An 18,645-nucleotide genomic window follows, 5' to 3' on the forward strand; every position below is an offset into this window, starting at 1 on the left:
CAATCGCAGACGAGGACTTACGAGCTTCATGATCGGCAGTAGCGTTGTTTTTCGGACGCGATCGTGGACCGTCCTGTTTCTGGGGTTCCTGACCACGGCATCGCCCGCGGCTTTCGCTGCCGAATGCCCCGGCCATCCGGACGCGCTCGGCACCTCCCGCACGCTCGTCGTCGATCCGCATGAGCATCCGCGCATCGGCACCATGCAGTACCGCGAGACGCTGCCGCTGAAGGACCACGAGGTGGTGCTGACCTTCGACGACGGCCCGCTGCCGAAGTATTCCAATCAGGTGCTCCAGATCCTCGCCGACGAGTGCATCAAGGCGACCTTCTTCATCATCGGCGAACAGGCCAAGGCGAACCCGGAAGGCGTGCGCAAGCTTGTCGCGGCGGGCCACACCGTCGGCACCCACAGCATGAACCATCCGCTGACAATGGACCGGATGCCGCTCGACAAGGCCGAGGCGCAGATCAACGGCGGCATCGAGTGGACGTCGGCTGCGATGAGCGATCCGTCCAAGCTCGCGCCGTTCTTCCGCATTCCCGGCCTGATGCGCGCCGATGGCGTCGAAAACCTCCTGATCTCGCGCGGCATCCAGGTCTGGAGCGCCGACTTCCCGGCCGACGACTGGCGCCACATCTCGTCCGATCGCGTCTACCAGCTCGCGATCCAGCGGCTGGAGGCCAAGGGCAAGGGCATCCTGCTGCTGCACGACATCCAGGCGCGCACCGTGGCGGCGCTGCCCAAGATCATCCGTGACCTGAAGGCACGCGGCTATCGCATCGTCCATGTGGTGCCAGCGACCGCCGACCGGCCGGCGACGCCGACCACGGCCGTGGAGTGGCTGCTGCATCCGCCGACGGAAACGACGCCGATCGCACGCTGGCCCGCCGTGCCGAACTTCGTGTTCGCGCAGACCGCGACGCTGCCCGCGCCTGGCCTCGCCGATCTCAACACTCAGACCGCGCTTCAGCCGCAGGTGTTGCCGCACAAGACCAGGGCGCAGGACGATGTCGCCGCCACGCTGCCCGCGCCCGGACGCGATCTCTTCGCGATCCCCGAGGGCTCGGTCGAGGTGCTGCTGTCGACGACCTTGTCGCGGCGGGCCGCAACCCGGCTTGCGATGGCAGCCGAAGCACCGCGTGCGGGCAAAGGCAAGGCGGCCAAGATGCAGGCCCGGCGAACCGCGCATGCTGCACACGCAGCGCCGAAGCGCGCCGCTCAGGCCAAAACCACGGCGCCCCGCCCGACTCGCGTCGCCACCAGCGTGAAGAAGCGCGCCTGAAGCGCGACGAGATCATCGCGCCTCAGGTTGTTGTTTCGAGCATGATCTCCGCGCAAACGCGTTCCGGGTTTGTCGCGAGGGAAAACCGCGGCACACTTGTCCGGATCAAGCTTCAGGCTGTCACTGCCGCATGATGTTGGCGACGCAGAGCAGCACGATCAACGCCAGGAAGAACAAATCCATATAGGATTTGAGTTCGCCGTCACGGCGCAGCCGCGCGACATCCATCACGATCTGCTTGCGCCCGCTGGTTCCGCCCGAGCCGTCATTGATCGGCGCCTGCAGGCGCTTGGTCTCGGCTTCCAGCTTCTCGATCTTCTGGAAGAAGTAGAAGGCGCGGAGCGTCGAGGCCGCGCGCATGCCGCTATAGACCAGCACCAGGATCGCGAGGACCGCGCGGTTCTGATACTTTTCCATGAAGTTCAGACTGAAATAGACCAGCGCCATGAATGCGAAGTTGGTCAGGAAGCGGTAGACGAAGCTTAGAAAGACCATGCTGGCTCCAGCCCGAGAGAGGTCGTGCGAGGCCCGTCTACGCCGATTTTGTTTCAACAAAGATACCAGCGCCCGCGTGCCGCCGCCTTTTAGCCACGCGCCGCCATAATGCAAGCGAGAGCGGGGCTGCCCGTCCGCGCAGTCCGCGGCTCGATGGAGATTCGACCGAAGCTACGGTAGACTGCTGCCGCTGCCATATCTGAGGTTTGCGGATTGGGGTCTGCCGATGCCGAAGAAGGGAATCACGGGCCACGACGACTGGGTCCTGACCGAGGCGCTCGCAACCGCGCTGGTCGCGCTGGAGCAGCTTGAGGCCAAGCACCAGCCGAGCGCGCATATGGACGACATCCGCAAGCTGCTCTCGAACGGCAAGGAGCCGTCCGCGGTGAGCCTGCATCTCGCCCAGGCCAAATGCCGCCTGTTCCCGGAGACGGATCCGCTCGAGATCTACAAGGAATACGGGATCGGCGAGGAATATGGCTAGCCGCCCATTGAGCGGTGCCATCCAGCGCGATTTCAACGAGTTGCCGACGGTCCTTCAGGCTCAGGCTTCACCTGAGCCGCGACCGGCGCCGCCATGCCGCGCGGAGAATCGAATTGAAAGCCTTCAGGACCACGATCGCAAAGAGGCAGACCGCTTTCAGCAAGGCGAGCTAAGCATCCCGGCTTGCACGGCTACTTGGCCGCCGACGTGATATCGCCCGCCGTCAGCCGCTTCGGACTCGTCCTGGAAAAGCCGTTCATGGGCACCCGCCTCAAAGCGCCGAAATGTGACGGTGTGGGCACGGGCCGTCAGGATCCCCGGCCGGCGAACGCGATGGCATTCCACCCTTCGCGATTCCTGCCCCTTCGGCAGTCCGACCGGCGGCGGCCCTGTGCGCCAAGCCGGTATATCCCTGTGGATAGCCTGTGGAGAGGTCGCGCCAAAGCGCGCCCTACGGACCGCAAAACTTCAACAATTTCAGGAGAGTGTGGTGCGCTCGGAGGGACTCGAACCCCCACGATTTTACTCACTGCCACCTCAAGGCAGCGCGTCTACCAATTCCGCCACGAGCGCTTTGGGGATGCCGGCTTAGGGCTTGAGGCCTGCCGGATCAACGGCGCCGATCTAACAAATCCATCAGTGGGGTACAAGCCTGCTAAGGCCCCGAATTCCACAAGCTTGGCAGGAAAATTCCTGCCCCGCCCCCTATCGGCCTTATCTCGTGCCTTGCGTCCGCGGCAGCATCTGCTTGACCTCGACCGCGATCCGGTTGCGGTCGACCAGCACGACGCCGGAGGCCACGGGCAGATTGTTGGCGAGAACCTTGACCTCGTCGGCCTCGGTTGCGTCCAGCTCGATGATGGCGCCGCGGGAAAGACGTAATACTTGATGGATGGGCATGGTGGTCGTCCCGAGGACGACCATGAGATCCACGGTGACTTTGTCGAGAGTAGGCACTGTCAGCACCACCGCAACTGGAGACTTACGCCAAAGGACTTGGCATTTGCGCCTGCAATCATCACCACGTTATGGTTAGCCAATGGTTAATTCGCCCCAAAACCCCCGCCAAGCGCTCGATTTGACGTCGTTTTCCGCCGCAGGCGGCGAACCCGTCGAATGGCGAATCTCGGACGCGCCCGTGCCCTATCCGGAGGCCGTGGCCGCCATGGAGGCCCGCGTCGCCGCCATTGCGGCGGGCGAGGCGCCGGAGCTGGTCTGGTTGCTCGAACACCCCCCGCTCTACACCTCCGGAACCTCCGGCAAGGCTTCCGACCTGCTCGATCCCCGATTCCCGACCTTTGCCACCGGGCGCGGTGGCCAGCTCACCTATCACGGCCCGGGCCAGCGGGTGGCCTACATCATGCTCGACCTCAAGCGGCGCCGGCCGGACGTCCGGGCCTATGTCGCGAGCCTGGAGGAACTGATCCTGAAGACGCTGGCCGCCTTCAACGTCCGCGGCGAGCGGCGCGAGGACCGGGTCGGCGTCTGGGTGAAGCGGCCCGACAAGGGGCCTGAGCACGAGGACAAGATCGCGGCGATCGGCGTGCGGCTGAAGCGCTGGGTCTCGTTCCACGGCATCGCCATCAATGTCGAGCCGGAGCTTTCGCATTTCGCCGGCATCGTCCCCTGTGGTGTTGCCGATCCCCGTTACGGCGTCACCTCACTGGTCGATCTCGGCCAGCTCGTGACGCTGGCCGATGTCGACGTCGCGCTTCGGCAGGCTTTTGAAGAGCTGTTCGGGCCGACCCGTGCCCTGCTGCCGGAGGTGGCGGTCTAACTCATTCCTGTTGGACGCACACCGATCGCGTCTCGATGAGCGCGAATCGGTTACGCTTGGTTCAGGTGCCGCCCACACCTCCCCCCTCCGCCGGGAAAGCAGACCTCATGCCGGGCGACTAAACCATCGGACCGACTGTTCGAGCACTGGGCATAAGGAGGGATTGCGTTATCTGCTCGCAATGGGAGGTTTGACGATGAAATTGTCTGCGCCGATCTATCACCTGAAGCGAAAAGCAAAGCGCCTCTCCCGCGAGGAAGGAATTCCGCTCCACGACGCGCTTGATCGCGTTGCCACGACGGAAGGGTTTTCCGCCTGGAGCATGCTTGCTGCGAAAGCCGCCGCACTGACGCCTGCCAACAGACTGTTCCCGCAATTCAGGCCGGGCGATCTGGTGCTGGTCGGCGCGCGCCCTGGTCAGGGCAAGACCTTGATGAGCCTCGAACTCGCCGTGGAGGCCATGAAGTCCGGTCATCGTGCCGCGTTCTTCTCGCTCGAATACACCGAGAAAGACGTGCTGGACCGCTTGCGTGCGATCGGCGTGGAGCCGGCGGAGTTCGACAAGCTCTTCGAGGTCGATTGCTCCGACGCCATCAGCGCCGACTACATCGTCAAGCAAATGGCCACGGTCCCCCGCGGGACGGTCGTGGTGATCGATTATCTGCAACTGCTCGACCAGCGGCGGGAAAACCCCGATCTGACCGTTCAGGTGCGCGCGCTCAAATCCTTCGCGCAAGACAGGGGGCTGATCGTCGTCTTCATCTCCCAGATCGATCGCTCCTATGATCCTTCGATCAAGCCCTGCCCCGATCTCGGCGATGTCAGACTGCCGAACCCGCTGGATCTAGGGTTGTTCGACAAGACGTGCTTCCTGAACAATTCCGAGGTTCAGTTCCGCGCGGCAAGCTGACAAGAAATGCCGCGGGTGAGATCCCTCACCCGCGGCTCGCATCCTCACGCCGCCTTCAGCGACACCTCGAGCTTGCCGGCGATGTAGCGGCGCTCCTGGGTCAGGCCGCCGAAGCCGTAGGCATCGCCCTTGACCTCGTCGACGTGCAGGTAGGTCTCGGGATGCAGCGGGCCAAGAATCTCGGCCATGCGCTTGAACATTGCGGCGAGATAGGCGGCCTTCTCGTCCTTGGTGTTGGTGCCTTCGGTGATGTGGATGTCGATCCAGTAGCTCGCGAGCTTCTCGTCGGCGAGCGACTTGCCGCCGGCGAACCAGTCACCCGGATCGACCGACTTCACGATGATGGCGGTGACCTTGGGATCCTTGTGCAGGATCTTTGCGGTGAGCTCGGACACGGCGCTCGCGATGTCGGCCTTCAGCGACGGCGACTGGCGGGACGAAGTATAGGACACGGTGATCAGGGGCATTGTCGTTCTCCTCAAGAAGCTGCGCTGTTTGCGCGGCGTTGGTGAGAAGCTAGACCTTGCCTCATCATTTTGGTATCTTATCTATTCTGATACCAGTGATAAACGTTCATAATGACAGCCACACTCGACATTGCGACCGTCCAGGCCTTCCTGCTGGTCGCCGACCTCCAGAGCTTTACCCGCGCCGCCGAGGCACTCGGCACGACGCAGGCGGCCGTCAGCCTCAAGCTGCAACGGCTCGAGACCTTGCTGGGCAAGCGTCTCGTCGAACGCTCGCCGCGCGCCGTCCGCCTCACCGCCGAGGGCGCGACGTTCCTCGATCGCGCCCGCGCGCTGATGGCGGCGCATGACCGCGCGCTGTCGGGCGAGGCACCGGCCGCGCAATCGCTCTCGCTCGGCATCTCCGATCATGCCGCCGGCCCGGAGCTCGTGCCGCTACTCGAACGCCTGCACGCGATGTCATCGAACCTGACGCTGGCCGTCACCATCGGCTTCTCGCGCGAGATGCAGGATGCCTATGACGCCGGCGAGCTGGATGCGGTGATCGTCCGTCAGGAAGGCAGCCGCCGCGGCGGCGAAAAACTCACCGAGGACGAGTTCGGCTGGTTCGCATCGCGAGGCTTCGCGCTACCGAAGGGCGAAGCGCTGCCACTTGCGACGCTCGCCCCGCCCTGCGGTGTCCGCGCCGTCGCCGTGCGCGCGCTCGACAAGGCCGGCGTCGCCTGGCGCGAGCGCTTTGTCGGCGGCGGCGTGACAGCGGTGGTCGCGGCCGCGATCGCGGGACTTGCGATCGCGCCGCTAGCGCGCCGGATTGCGCCTCCTGGGCTCATCGACATCGGGCCTGCGCACAAGCTGCCAAAACTCGGCAGCTCCAAGGTGATGCTGCATTCGAAGGTCAGCGATCCGGCAAAACTGGCGGCTCTTCGTGCGGTAGCGGCGACGTTCCGGAGCGCAGCGACTTAATGCCTCGACCCTCCACGCTCTTCGCCGGCGTATCGGCCTGCGATGGACCAATAGACCGTTCCGGCGATTGCCCCCACCACGACAAACAAAGCACTCAGCTGGGGGAGGATTCGAAATATAAGCGCGCCGCTCATCGCTCCAATCGCGGCACCACCTGAGATATAGAACAGCCTCGAGCGTACTCGCAGAGCTTCAGCGAAACTGATCAAGAGCGCGGCGGGAAGCCCTGTGAACAAACACACGAGAACGAGGGTGAACGGGAACCCCACAACCATGGAAGGAACAGCGCTTAGGGATTGCTCCAACCAGAGCCGGACTGCGAGCATAACCGAGTCCAATGCAAAAGTTGCCGTCAAGCATCCACGAAACCAGCCGCTCGTAACACGGGGACATGCAGCGCAGGCCATGACGTTACCTCACAGGATCGCCTCGAACGCGCTGCGCAGTGTCTCGTGCCGAAACACAAAGCCGCGGCTCAGCGCCTTGTTCGGCAGCACGCGCTGACCGCCGAGCAGGAGCTCGTCGGCAAAGCCGCCGCCGATCCGGCGCAGCAGGCCGCCGGGAATGCGGAACACCGCGGGCCGGTGCAAACGGCGACCGAGTTCTTCCGTGAACTTTGCGTTGGTGACGGGGATCGGCGCGGTGGCGTTGACGGGACCGGCGAGATCGGGCGTTGCCATCACATAGGCGATCAGCCTGATCAGATCGTCGCGCTCGATCCAGGACATCCACTGCCGCCCGGTGCCGATGGGACCACCGAGGCCGAACTCGAACGGCGTCAGCATACGCGTGATGAAGCCGCCTTCCGTGCCCAGCACGAGGCCGATACGCAAATTGACCACGCGCACGCCGAGCTCTTCCGCCGGCCGCGCCGCACTCTCCCAGGCTGCGCACAGCTCGTGGCTGAAGCAGGCGTGAGATTTCGCCGACTCCGTCAGCACCTGGTCGGCCCACAGGCCATACCAGCCGATCGCAGAGCCGCTGACGAGCACCTCGGGCTTGCGCTCGAGTCGCGCTATCAGCTTGACGACATCACCGGTCATGTCGACGCGTGAGCCGATGATCTTGGCGCGCTTCGCCTCGGTCCACAGGCCGTTGCCGATCGGCTCGCCGGCGAGATTGACGATGGCGTCGATTGGCGTGTCCGGCGCAAGCTGATTGAGGCTGGTGATCAGCGTCACCGGCGGCGGCAGCATCTCGGCCTTGGCGGGGTTGCGGATCAGCGCGATGACGTGATGCCCTGCCCCACCGAGACTCGCCGCGAGGCGGCTGCCGATGAACCCGGTGGCGCCGGTGATCAGCACGGTCTTGCGGCCGGAGATCTTCTCAACGAGTCCTTGCGCAGGCACGCTCTTCATCCGGCTGAGCCGACGCATCGCGGCAAAATCCCTGACGCCGCAGAGCGCTGCACCAACCGCGCAGGCAGTCGCGGCGAAGCTGAGCAAGCCCTGATGCACGACCTTCACGCCGAACGGCTGCATCGCCCAATCGATCAGCACGGGCAGCAGCAGCACGAGAATCGCACCGTAATTGATCGCGAGCAGCGTGTGATTGATCCGTTCGCTCGGCGGCAGTTTCCGGCTCAGATCCTCCTCGACGAAATCCATCAGCGTGATGACGATCTCGGCGACGAGCACCGCGACGATCGCCAGCGCCAGCACGCCGTAGACCTCGAGCCACCCGAGCAGCAGGAACAGCAGCGCGTAGAGCATATTGCGGATGCCGTGCAGCTTCAGCTCGAAGCGCTGCGACGGACGCCAGGCGAGGCGCTCGGTGAATTCGTGATGATAGAAGGTGTCGAACACACCCATCACGATCTGGATGGCGATGAGCGTCCACAAGAGCGGGGTCATGACACGGCCTCCCTGAACACGGCGGACTGGTGGATCAGCGCGCCGTAACGCGGATGAATGACATCGAGGGTGAAGCGGAACGCGCCCTCGCCGAGATCGGAATGCGTCACCGTGAGGTCGCCCGGCGTGAGCCATTGGGGCAGCGGAATCCACAGCCTTCCGAGTTGCAGTCCATAAGCAGCGCTGCGGAAAGTCAGCGCCTCGCCTTCAACCGCGATACGCAGCGCCATCGAGACGCCGAAGCCGACATATTCCTCGAGCCCGGTCGGGCCGGCGAAACGCTTGGCGGAATGGATCACCTGCGGAAAGCCGCGCTTGCGCGCGCAAATGCGGGTCCAGGTCTGGCCGCCGGTGGCGCCATCCTCGGTCACGGTCACGATCATCGGCACGCCGATGTCGCGGCCGGTCGGCAATGGCCCGCCGATCAGGCGCGCGGCCTGCGCAAACCACCAGCCGATGTCGCTGAAGGAGACCTCGTCGACGACCCCGACATAGACCACGCTGTCGCCGTCAGCGACGCGCTTGGAAAAGCGCCGCCAGGTTGCGAGCGGCAGCCGGCCCCAATCCTCATCCGACAACAGCGCGCGGAAACGGCGGTCGTCGAGCAGTTTGATGTGAGCGGAGGGAGTTGCGTTGGAGCCTGATAATCTCGCCGACGTCATCACACCCTCCTCGGAACTATTTGGCCTTGCCCAGCGGCAGCAGGTTGGCGATCTTCTCGCCAAGCCGCATCAGGGCCACCAGCCGCGGCCGCGGCACTTTCAGCATCTGCATGAACCAGTGGTCGGCGAGCTCGGTGAAGGCGAGCATCTCCTTCAGCCGTTTGCTCGCGACCGGATTGATGGTTGGATCGTCGGCAGCATCGGTCACGCAGGCCCGCAGCGCCGTGATCGCCGGATCGAGCTCCCGCTCCTTGCGCCGCGCCGCAATCCTCGCCGCAACCTCCCAGATGTCGGTCTCGGCCTCGTAATGATCGCGGCGATCGCCGAGGATCGGCACCCGCCGGATCAGGTTCCAGGCGAGCAACTCCTTCAGCGAATTGGAGACGTTGGAGCGCGCCATGCCGAGCGTTTCGGCAATGTCCTCGGCCGTCATCGGCGCTTCGGCAAGATAGAGCAGCCCGTGGATCTGGCTGACCGAGCGGTTGACGCCCCACTGATCCCCCATGTCGCCCCAATGCAGGATGAAGCGCTCGACGGCGGCTGGGAGTTTCTTCTTTCCGGTTATTTCTGTCATAACAGAAATATCTGACGAATGCGATTGCGTGTCAAGTGCCGAACGACGGCTTGCAACGTGCATACCGGTGGTCGTATTTGCCTAAAAAACATCCGAGCAACGGGAACCAAACGCCTTCTGGAGCGTTTGCACCCGTTAAGGCGGGGTCCGGAATGTTCAAAAAGTCCAGTCAACAGAGAGACTTGTTCGAGAGCGAGCGGAGTTTCCGGCTGTTGGTGGAAGGAGTCGCGGATTACGCGCTCTACATGCTCGACCCCACCGGCATCATCACCAGCTGGAACATCGGCGGCGAGCGAATCAAGGGCTATTCGCCCGAGGAGATCCTCGGACAGCATTTCTCGCGCTTCTATACCGAGACCGACCGTGCCAACGGCAAGCCTGCCCGTGCGCTCGGCATCGCGCGGGACCAGGGCCGCTACGAGGAGGAAGGCTGGCGGGTCCGCAAGGACGGCACCTTTTTCTGGGCGAGCGTCGTGATCGACCCGATCTATGAGGACGGCAACCTCGTCGGCTTCGCCAAGATCACCCGCGACATCACCGAGCGCCGCAACACGCAGGTCAAGCTCGAGGCAATGCAGACGCAGCTCGCCGAGTCGCAGAAGTTCGATGCGCTCGGCCAGCTCACCGGCGGGGTCGCACACGACTTCAACAATCTGCTGATGATCATCAGCGGCAGCCTTCACATTCTGAAGAAGGGCGACCCCGACGATTCCAAGTTTCAGCGCGCAGTCCTGGCGATCGAGACCGCCACCAAGCGCGGCGCCGCGCTGACCGGACAGCTTTTGACTTTCGCAAGACGCCAGAGCGTCAACCCGCAGGCAATCCATTTCGGCGACCGCATCGAGGCGATCCGCGAGGTTCTCAGCGCCGGCCTTGGCAGCGCGGTTCGTCTCGCCTTCGACATCGATCGCGAGGTCTGGCCAGTCCGGGCCGACGTCTCCGAACTCGAGACGGGGCTGCTCAATCTCGTCATCAACGCCCGCGATGCCATGCCCGACGGCGGCACGGTGACGATCGGCGCGCACAACGTCGTGCTGAACGATCCGCTCCACAGCGGCGAATTCGTCGCGATCACGGTTGCCGACACCGGGCTCGGCATCCCCTCCGACGTCGTCGACAAGATCTTCGAACCGTTCTTCACGACCAAACCGGTCGGGAAAGGAACGGGCCTCGGCCTGTCACAAGTGCACGGCTTTGCGCATCAGGCCGGCGGCACGGTCAAGGTCGCAAGCGAGCTCGGCAAGGGCACGACCTTCACCATCCTGCTGCCGCGAGAGACCGGAGCCACACCGCGCGAGGCGCCTGAGCCCGCGCCGATGCGCGGCAGCGGCACGGTGCTGCTGGTCGAGGACAATCCTGATGTCGCCATCGTCAGCATCGGCTTGCTGGAGCAGCTCGGCTACCGCGTGCGCCGGGTTGCCGACGCAGAGGCCGCGCTGCGCGAGCTCGAGCACAACGGCGTCGACTTCGTATTCTCCGACATCGTCATGCCGGGCAAGATGGATGGGCTCGGCCTTGCCCATCACCTCCGCGAGGTCCACCCCGAACTGCCTATCCTGCTCGCCAGCGGCTACAGCGAAGCTGCCGCCGGTGTGCGCGGCGATTTCCCGATCCTGCGCAAACCGTACGAGATTCACGAGCTCAGCGAGGCGATCTCGAAGCTGCCAAGGTAATGGACGGCTACACCGTCGCCAGAACCGAAAACGATTCCCCTGCCCTGCGCAGATTCAATTCATCCACACTGGCCGTTTCACTCGTCACGCTGTCCACCCGCGATGACGGCGGACCGTGGCGGCACAGCGCCACCATGTCGGCAACGTGCGTCGGCGCTCCCGCGAACAGCGCTTCCACGCTGCCATCGCGGCGGTTGCGGACCCAGCCTTCGAGGCCGCTCGCCGTCGCCTGGTATTCGACCCAGGCCCGGTAACCGACGCCCTGCACGCGGCCGCGGATCATGACCTGGAGAATCGCCCGGCTCATTTTTTCAATCCGAGAAGGTCGGCGCTACGCGCTTTTACCTCGGCTTCTCGCGTGACGCGATTGGTCAGCTCCGCTGACGGCAGTCCCTTCAGCGCTTTCGGCGCCGTGCCCTCTCGCAATGCCTTCTGGACGTCGTAGACGGCTTGCGTTGCGGCCGCGATCGGCGCGTGGCCCTGAAGGGCGATGCGGACGCGTTGGCTGGCAAGATAGTCGACCGCGTTCAATTCGTCCGGCGCCCCGCCAAGCACGATCGGCAGGCGCGTTGCGGATACGATGGCTTCGAGCTCGGCGCGCGACTTGATGCCAGTGAAGAACAGCGCATCGACGCCGGTGGCTTCATAGGCCCTGGCGCGGCGGATCGCGTCCTCGATCGAGGTAATCGAGGCAGCTCCGGTGCGGCCCATGATGACCAGTGTGGGATCGCCACGGCCATCGAGCGCAGCCTTCATCTTGCCGACCCCCTCCTCCAGGGAGATCAGCTGCGCCTTCGCTTCACCGAAAGCTGCGGGCAGCAACGTGTCCTCGATGGTGAGACCGGCCGCCCCTGCCGTCTCGAGCTCCTGCACCGTGCGGCGCACGTTGAGCGCATTGCCATAGCCGTGATCGGCATCGACCAGCACCGGCAGCGCGGCGGCACGCGACATCCGCCGCATCTGCTCGGCGAGCTCTGTGAGCGTGATCAGGGTGACATCGGGATCGCCGAGCACGGCAAGCGAGGCCACCGAACCGCCGAACATGCCGAGCGGAAAACCGAGATCCTCGGCAATGCGGATCGAGATCGCGTCATAGACCGAGCCGGGATGGACGCAAGCCGTGCCGGACAGGATGGAACGAAGTTTCTCGCGGCGGGAACGAAAGGCCATGGTGCTGTCTCTCTCAGTCGGAATGCATCCCCAGCGTCGTCCCGGCGAAGGCCGGGACCCATAGCCCCAGGAAGGAGTTCGGCGAAGGCTGGTCGCCAGAGATATTCCAACGCCGCTGACACCGCACTTTACCGATAGATCACGCGGTATGGGTCCCGGCCTTCGCCGGGACGACACAGAGACCCTTACGCAAACTCCAAAATCAGCGCGTCCACCGCGAGCGTCGCGCCGGCGCTGGCGTGGATCTTCTTCACGGTGCCGTCCTGCTCGGCGCGGAGCACGTTCTGCATCTTCATGGCTTCGACCACGGCCAGCGTCTCGCCGGCCTTGACCTCCTGCCCTTCGGTCACTGCGATCGAGACGATGAGGCCGGGCATCGGACACAGCAGCTTCTTGCCGCTGTCGGACGCCGTCGTCACCGGCATCAGCCGCGCCGAGGCCGCTTCCGCTTCGGTCCAGACATAGACCGGCACCTCGACGCCCTGATGTGCGAGACGGATGCCGTTGGCGATCGGGCGCGCCTGTACCGCGATGAAGTGGCCGTCGATGGTGCCCTGCCAGACCGGATCGCCCGGCTTCCACGCCGACTGCAGCAGATGCGCATTGCCGGCTTTGCCATCGGCGTCGATGAAGCGGATCGCGATCGCGTCGCCCTCGCGGGCAACCTCGAGCAAGATCTCCTGGCGGTCGAGCCACACCGCGCGACGACGCTCGCGCTGCACGATCCGTCCGCCCATCTGGCCGGAGATCTGCCGCTTCCGCTCACCGAGCACGTGATCGATGGCGGCGCCGACCGCGGCGATGCGACGCGCAACCTCGCCTTCGGGCACGCGCACGGAAAAGCCCTTGGGGAACTCTTCCGCGATGAAACCAGTCGACAAATTGCCCTCGCGCCAGCGCGGATGATGCATCAGCGCCGACAGGAACGGAATGTTGTGGCGGATGCCGTCGACATAGAACGAATCCAGCGCGGTCGCCTGCGCCTCGATCGCCGCGGCGCGCGACGGCGCATGCGTGACGAGCTTGGCGATCATCGGATCGTAATGGATCGAGATCTCGCCGCCTTCCTGCACGCCGGTGTCGTTGCGCACGGTGATGCCGTCCTTGCTTAGCTCCGCCGGCGGGCGATATTTCACCAGCCGCCCGATCGAGGGCAGGAAGTTGCGGAACGGGTCCTCGGCGTAGAGACGCGATTCCACCGCCCAGCCGGTGAGCGTGACGTCCTTCTGGGTGAGCGCAAGCTTCTCGCCGGCGGCCACGCGGATCATCTGCTCGACGAGATCGACGCCGGTGACGAGCTCGGTGACGGGATGCTCGACCTGGAGGCGCGTGTTCATCTCCAGGAAGTAGAAGCTCTTGTCCTGGCCTGCGACGAACTCGACAGTGCCGGCGGAATCGTAGTTCACGGCCTTGGCCAGCGCGACCGCCTGCTCGCCCATCTTGCGGCGGGTGGCTTCGTCGAGCAGCGGCGACGGCGCCTCCTCGATGACCTTCTGGTTGCGACGCTGGATCGAGCATTCGCGCTCGCCGAGATAGATCACGTTGCCGTGCTTGTCGCCCAGCACCTGGATCTCGATGTGGCGGGGATCGACGATGAACTTCTCGACGAAGACGCGGTCATCGCCGAACGAGGCCTTGGCTTCGGCCTTGGCGAGATTGAAACCTTCCGCGACCTCGGCCTTCGAATGGGCGATGCGCATGCCCTTGCCGCCACCGCCGGCGGAGGCCTTGATCATCACGGGATAGCCGATCTCGTCGGCGATCTTGACCGCGTGCTTGTCGTCCTCGATGACGCCGAGATATCCAGGCACGGTCGAGACCTTGGCTTTCGCAGCCGCCTTCTTGGATTCGATCTTGTCGCCCATCGCGGCGATCGCGCCGGGGTTCGGGCCGATGAAGACGATGCCGGCGGCCTCCAGCGCGCGCGGAAACGCCTCGCGCTCGGACAGGAAGCCGTAGCCGGGATGCACGGCCTCGGCGCCGGTCTTTTTGCACGCCTCGACGATCTTCTCGATCACCAGATAGCTCTCGGCCGCGGCCGGCGGGCCGATCAGCACGGCCTCGTCGGCCATCTCGACATGGAGGGCGTCGCGGTCGGCCTCGGAATAGACGGCAACCGTCTGAATTCCCATCTTGCGGGCGGACTTGATGACCCGGCAGGCGATTTCGCCGCGGTTGGCGATCAGAATGCGTTTGAACATGCTTTTCTTGAGTCTCGACCTTGGGCGGGACCCATCCCTGGCCGTTGGGGCCTATGGAACGGGCCGTGTGGCTCCCGTGGTACATCAAAATGGGCCGGAGGCAACGGTCTAAATCCGGCCCCGCTGGCGTACCAGCGCAAGACCGATCGGGCCTGGCGAACCCCTTGGATGACCTAGGGCTTCCCGGCCTTGGCCCTATCCTTGGCCACGTCCCGGACAAGGCTGTGAATGAAGCCCAGTTTCGTCACCACCGCGGGCGAGAGAATGAAGGGATAAAGGTCGTGCAGGCCCATGGCGCGGTTGACGCTGTTCATGGCGAAGGTGAAGGGCAGCCATGCGTCGACGATCGCCTCGACGCCTCTCGCCTCGTAGGGGTTGAACCGGATCCGCGTCGACAACTCCCCGTCACGATCGACCTTGGGCCGCACCTCCATGCCGAACTCTGAAGCCATCTCCAGCGTATCGATGATGTGGAGGTAATGCGCCCAGGTCTCGGCGAAATCTTCCCAGGGGTGCATCGTCGCATAGGCCGAGACGAAATTCTGCTGCCAGTCCGGCGGCGCGCCTTCGGCATAGTGGCGCTGCAGGGCCTCGCCGTAGTCAACGGAATCGTCGCCGAACACCGCGCGGCACTCATCCAGTTTGCCGCCGTCGCGCACCAGTACGTCCCAGAAATAGTGACCGACCTCGTGCCGGAAATGCCCGAGCAGCGTGCGATAGGGCTCGCCCATTTCCAGCCTGCGCCGCTCACGCTCGATCGTATCGGTCTCGGTCAGCGCGATCGTGATCAGGCCATTATCATGGCCGGTCAGGATTTTCTGGCCGCTGTTGGGATCATCGGCGAGGAAATTGAAGATCAGGCCGTGCTCGGGGTTCTCCTGCCGGGTCTGGAGCGGCAGCTTCCACCGGATCAGGGAATAGAATAGCCGGTGCTTCGCCACCTCCAGCTCGCGCCAGCCGACGAGCTGCACGGGATCTGACAGATCGGGCACGATGCCGTTGTGGCGGCAGGCGCGGCAATAGCCGGTGGTATCGCCGGCATCGGTCAGCCAGTTGCAGGCGTCATACTCGGCATTGCTGCAGAGCATGCGGCGTTCGCCCTTGTCGGCCAGCGTCTTCCAGCCCTCGCCGTCCGGCTCGATCGCCGACATCGTCTCCTTCTCCGGCAGGAAGGCGACCCGGTGACCGCAACGTTCGCAGGCGCGGTTCTCGAAATAGAGAACATTGCCGCAGGCCTGGCAGACAAAGAGCTTCAAGGTTTAGCCTCTCGGGAAAGGGAGCCTTACGAATATCAGTTGTGACGCCTCGCAGATACGCGGGCCGACGGCCGGTCGTTCCAATATCAGGAACAAATAACCAGACCCCGCGTTCGTTCATACCCGCCAAACATCGTTCGGTGGGCGTTTCCCGATCAATTCCCTTTTGAGCAATGGCTATCGCGCTTTGTCTGTGTGAATATCGGCTCGGCACGCGCGCTCCCGCATCACAACGGCCGACGCCTTGAACGATCCTTTGCCCGAGACCCTTGCTGCCGAAAGGCTGCGCCAGCACCTCCAAGACATCGCGCGGGAGCGCGATGAAGCCTATCGCGCGCTTCAGGAGCGCGAGGCCGAACTTGCGCGCATTCAGCGCATCGGCAAGGTCGGTGGCCTCGAGGTCGACTTCCGCGAAGGCTTCAAGAACCGCCGCTCGCCGGAATATCTGATGATCCACGGGCTGCCGCCCGAGGCTGCGGACGAAACGCACGAAGACTGGGTCAGCCGCATCCATCCCGATGACCGCGACGCGACCGTCAAACACTTCTTCGAGGCGCTGGCCGGGACCAGCGAGGACTATACCGCCGAATACCGCATCATCCGCCCCAGCGACCGCGAGACCCGCTGGATCCGCGTCGTCGCCAAGATCGAGCGTGACGGCGACGGACGCGCCATCCGCCTCGTCGGCGCCCATATCGACGTCACCGACCAGATGCTGGTGCGCGAGACCTTGCGCGAGAGCGAGGAGCGCTTCCGGCTGATCGCCGACAGCGCGCCGGTGCCGATCTGGGTGACCAAGCTCGACCGCACGCGTTCCTTCGCCAACCAGGCCTATGTCGATTTCGTCGGCCTGCCCTACGATCAGGCCATCGCCTTCGACTGGCGCAAGGTGCTGCATCCGGACGACCTGCCGCATGTGCTGCAGCAATCGGTCCAGGGCGAAGCCTCGCTCAAGCCGTTCGTGCTGGAGGCGCGCTACAAGGATGCGTCCGGAAGATGGCGCTGGCTGCGCTCGGAATCGCAGCCGCGCTGGGACCCGACCGGCAAGCATATCGGCTTCATCGGCGTTGCCCACGACATCACGGTCGCCAAGCAGGCCGAGATCGAGCTGCGGAGCCTCAACGAGACGCTGGAAGAGCGCATCGCGCAGCGTACCGCCGAGCTCGAATCCAACGAGGCGCGGCTGCGCGCGATCTTGGAGACCAGCAACCAGTATCAGGGGCTGGTCAACCTTAGGGGTGAATTGCTCTACGCCAACAAGACTGCGCTCGACGGCATCAGGGCGAACTCCTCCGACGTCATCGGAAAGCCGTTCTGGGATACACCCTGGTTCACCGGCACCCACGGCATGAGCGCAACCGTGCGCGAGGCCTTCGACACCGTGCTCAAGGGCGAAGCGGTGCGGATGGAGATGCGGCTGCGGCTGCCCATCGGCGAGCGCGATTTCGAGTTCGGCATGCGCCCGGTGCTCGACCGCCACGGCAACATCACCGGCGCGGTGCCGGAAGCCGTCGACATCACCGAGCGCCGCCGCGGCGAGGACGCGCTGCGGCAATCGCAGAAGATGGAGGCGATCGGCCAGCTCACCGGCGGCGTCGCGCACGATTTCAACAACCTCCTCACCATCATCCGCTCGGCGACCGACTTCCTGCGCCGGCGCGAGCTGCCGGAAGAGCGCCGCCGCCGCTATGTCGATGCCATCTCCGATACTGTCGAGCGCGCCTCGAAACTGACCGCACAGCTGTTGGCCTTCGCGCGACGGCAGCCGCTCAAGCCGCAGATATTCAATGTCGGCAGCCAGGTCGAGGGCGTGGCGCAGCTGGTCCGGCCGCTGGTCGGTGGCCGCATCGAGATCAAGGTCGAGATCGACGACGCCGATTGCTTCACGGTCGCCGACATCGCGCAATTCGAGACTGCGCTGATCAACCTCGCCATCAACGCCCGCGACGCCATGGATGGCGAAGGCCGCCTCACCATCGCCGTCCGCAAGGTTCAGGGCATCCCGAACCTGCGTGCGCAGTCGGCGCGTGGCGGCGATTATGTCGCAATCTCGGTGGCGGATACCGGCACCGGCATCGCGCTCGAAAATATCGACGCCATCTTCGAGCCGTTCTTCACCACCAAGGAGGTCGGCAAGGGCACCGGCCTCGGCCTCAGCCAGGCGTTTGGCTTCGCCAAACAGTCTGAAGGCGACATCGCCGTGACGAGCACGCACGGCCAGGGCGCGACCTTCACGATCTACCTGCCGCAGGCGCAGAGCCCTGCCGCCGAGAAGGAATCCGCATCACTCACCAGCGAAAGCGCGACCACCGGGCGCGGCTACCGCGTGCTCGTGGTCGAGGACAATGACGATGTCGGCCAGTTCTCGACCGAGCTTCTTGAGGACCTCGGCTATGTCGTCCGCCGCGTCGCCAACGCCAATGCCGCGCTCTCCATCCTCGGCGAGAACGAGTTCGCGGTCGATCTGGTGTTCTCCGACGTCATCATGCCCGGCATGAACGGCGTCGAGCTCGCCGGCATCATCCGCGAGCGCTATCCGGGCCTGCCGGTGGTGCTCACCAGCGGCTACAGCAACGTGCTCGCCGAGAACGCCCATCGCGGATTCGAGCTGATCCAGAAACCGTACTCGGTGGAGTCGCTCTCGCGCATTCTGCGCAAGGCGATCACGGAGAAGCTGTCGGTGGCAAGGTGAGTGTTGGGCCACGCAACGCGATGTCGTCCCGGACAAGCGAAGCACGGCGGCGCGCCGATCCGGGACCCATAACCACAGGATCGTGTTTGGCGAAGAACGACGACCAGTATGCCTCAAGATAGCTTCCGCGGTATGGGTCCCGGATCTGCGCTTCGCTTGTCCGGGACGACAGCGGAGTATTGG

Annotated in this window: 17 protein-coding genes and 1 tRNA gene; 7 read left to right on the plus strand and 11 right to left on the minus strand. The window is 64.5% G+C overall.

Going from position 1 to position 18,645, the window contains the following annotated elements; all coding sequences use genetic code 11:
* The first annotated feature begins 28 nt into the window (after positions 1-28).
* Positions 29-1,285: a polysaccharide deacetylase family protein gene (locus NLM32_RS28195; RefSeq protein WP_254132066.1), complete on the plus strand. Its 1,257-nt coding sequence runs from the start codon at positions 29-31 to the stop codon at positions 1,283-1,285.
* Positions 1,286-1,405: 120 nt separating this feature from the next.
* On the opposite strand, the gene NLM32_RS28200 is transcribed toward NLM32_RS28195, so the two are convergent.
* Positions 1,406-1,780, minus strand: a complete 375-nt coding sequence (locus NLM32_RS28200) for a hypothetical protein (RefSeq protein ID WP_254132067.1) — start codon at positions 1,778-1,780, stop codon at positions 1,406-1,408.
* 226 nt (positions 1,781-2,006) lie between these two features.
* Between NLM32_RS28200 and NLM32_RS28205 the strand changes: the two genes are divergently transcribed.
* Positions 2,007-2,264, plus strand: coding sequence for a hypothetical protein (locus NLM32_RS28205; protein WP_254132068.1), 258 nt, complete (start codon positions 2,007-2,009; stop codon positions 2,262-2,264).
* Between the two features lie 488 nt (positions 2,265-2,752).
* Here the strand turns inward: NLM32_RS28205 and NLM32_RS28210 are convergent.
* Both NLM32_RS28210 and NLM32_RS28215 read right to left on the minus strand, forming a co-directional pair.
* Positions 2,753-2,837: transfer RNA gene (locus NLM32_RS28210), tRNA-Leu, on the minus strand.
* A 141-nt stretch (positions 2,838-2,978) separates the two neighbouring features.
* Positions 2,979-3,221 (minus strand): FliM/FliN family flagellar motor switch protein, encoded by a 243-nt coding sequence (locus tag NLM32_RS28215; RefSeq protein ID WP_008141759.1) that lies wholly within the window; start codon positions 3,219-3,221, stop codon positions 2,979-2,981.
* 82 nt (positions 3,222-3,303) lie between these two features.
* Between NLM32_RS28215 and lipB the strand changes: the two genes are divergently transcribed.
* On the plus strand, positions 3,304-4,041 hold the full coding sequence (gene lipB / locus NLM32_RS28220; RefSeq protein ID WP_254132069.1) for a lipoyl(octanoyl) transferase LipB: 738 nt from the start codon (positions 3,304-3,306) through the stop codon (positions 4,039-4,041).
* A 196-nt stretch (positions 4,042-4,237) separates the two neighbouring features.
* Positions 4,238-4,951: a DNA helicase gene (locus NLM32_RS28225; protein ID WP_254132070.1), complete on the plus strand. Its 714-nt coding sequence runs from the start codon at positions 4,238-4,240 to the stop codon at positions 4,949-4,951.
* A gap of 44 nt (positions 4,952-4,995) precedes the next feature.
* Here NLM32_RS28225 and NLM32_RS28230 read toward each other — a convergent pair whose 3' ends face one another.
* A complete protein-coding gene (locus tag NLM32_RS28230) occupies positions 4,996-5,418 on the minus strand; it encodes a 4-oxalocrotonate tautomerase family protein (protein ID WP_254132071.1) in 423 nt (140 codons plus the stop codon).
* Between the two features lie 111 nt (positions 5,419-5,529).
* Between NLM32_RS28230 and NLM32_RS28235 the strand changes: the two genes are divergently transcribed.
* Positions 5,530-6,381: a LysR substrate-binding domain-containing protein gene (locus NLM32_RS28235; protein WP_254132072.1), complete on the plus strand. Its 852-nt coding sequence runs from the start codon at positions 5,530-5,532 to the stop codon at positions 6,379-6,381.
* Between the two features lie 416 nt (positions 6,382-6,797).
* On the opposite strand, the gene NLM32_RS28240 is transcribed toward NLM32_RS28235, so the two are convergent.
* Genes NLM32_RS28240 through NLM32_RS28250 form a run of 3 tightly spaced genes read right to left on the minus strand, consistent with a single transcriptional unit; the run spans position 6,798 to position 9,470 of the window.
* On the minus strand, positions 6,798-8,234 hold the full coding sequence (locus NLM32_RS28240) for a TIGR01777 family oxidoreductase (RefSeq protein ID WP_254132073.1): 1,437 nt from the start codon (positions 8,232-8,234) through the stop codon (positions 6,798-6,800).
* Positions 8,231-8,896 (minus strand): DUF4166 domain-containing protein, encoded by a 666-nt coding sequence (locus NLM32_RS28245; RefSeq protein WP_254132074.1) that lies wholly within the window; start codon positions 8,894-8,896, stop codon positions 8,231-8,233. Before NLM32_RS28245 ends, NLM32_RS28240 begins: the two co-directional genes overlap by 4 nt.
* Positions 8,897-8,912: 16 nt before the next feature.
* Positions 8,913-9,470 (minus strand): GbsR/MarR family transcriptional regulator, encoded by a 558-nt coding sequence (locus NLM32_RS28250; RefSeq protein ID WP_254132075.1) that lies wholly within the window; start codon positions 9,468-9,470, stop codon positions 8,913-8,915.
* Between the two features lie 152 nt (positions 9,471-9,622).
* Between NLM32_RS28250 and NLM32_RS28255 the strand changes: the two genes are divergently transcribed.
* A complete protein-coding gene (locus NLM32_RS28255; RefSeq protein WP_254132076.1) occupies positions 9,623-11,143 on the plus strand; it encodes a PAS domain-containing sensor histidine kinase in 1,521 nt (506 codons plus the stop codon).
* A 7-nt stretch (positions 11,144-11,150) separates the two neighbouring features.
* Here NLM32_RS28255 and NLM32_RS28260 read toward each other — a convergent pair whose 3' ends face one another.
* From NLM32_RS28260 to NLM32_RS28275, 4 genes are all read right to left on the minus strand, one after another.
* Entirely contained in the window at positions 11,151-11,450 is a 300-nt protein-coding gene (locus NLM32_RS28260) for an acylphosphatase (RefSeq protein ID WP_254132077.1), read from the minus strand.
* A complete protein-coding gene (locus NLM32_RS28265; RefSeq protein ID WP_254132078.1) occupies positions 11,447-12,313 on the minus strand; it encodes an oxaloacetate decarboxylase in 867 nt (288 codons plus the stop codon). The genes NLM32_RS28260 and NLM32_RS28265 overlap by 4 nt, the downstream gene beginning before the upstream one ends.
* 185 nt (positions 12,314-12,498) lie before the next feature.
* On the minus strand, positions 12,499-14,514 hold the full coding sequence (locus tag NLM32_RS28270) for an acetyl/propionyl/methylcrotonyl-CoA carboxylase subunit alpha (RefSeq protein ID WP_254132079.1): 2,016 nt from the start codon (positions 14,512-14,514) through the stop codon (positions 12,499-12,501).
* 173 nt (positions 14,515-14,687) lie between these two features.
* Complete coding sequence (locus NLM32_RS28275; RefSeq protein ID WP_254132080.1) at positions 14,688-15,770, minus strand: putative zinc-binding metallopeptidase; 1,083 nt, start codon at positions 15,768-15,770, stop codon at positions 14,688-14,690.
* Between the two features lie 226 nt (positions 15,771-15,996).
* Between NLM32_RS28275 and NLM32_RS28280 the strand changes: the two genes are divergently transcribed.
* A complete protein-coding gene (locus NLM32_RS28280; protein WP_254135438.1) occupies positions 15,997-18,462 on the plus strand; it encodes a PAS domain S-box protein in 2,466 nt (821 codons plus the stop codon).
* Positions 18,463-18,645 lie beyond the last annotated feature (183 nt).

This window comes from Bradyrhizobium sp. CCGUVB14 (genome assembly GCF_024199935.1).
GTDB lineage: Bacteria > Pseudomonadota > Alphaproteobacteria > Rhizobiales > Xanthobacteraceae > Bradyrhizobium.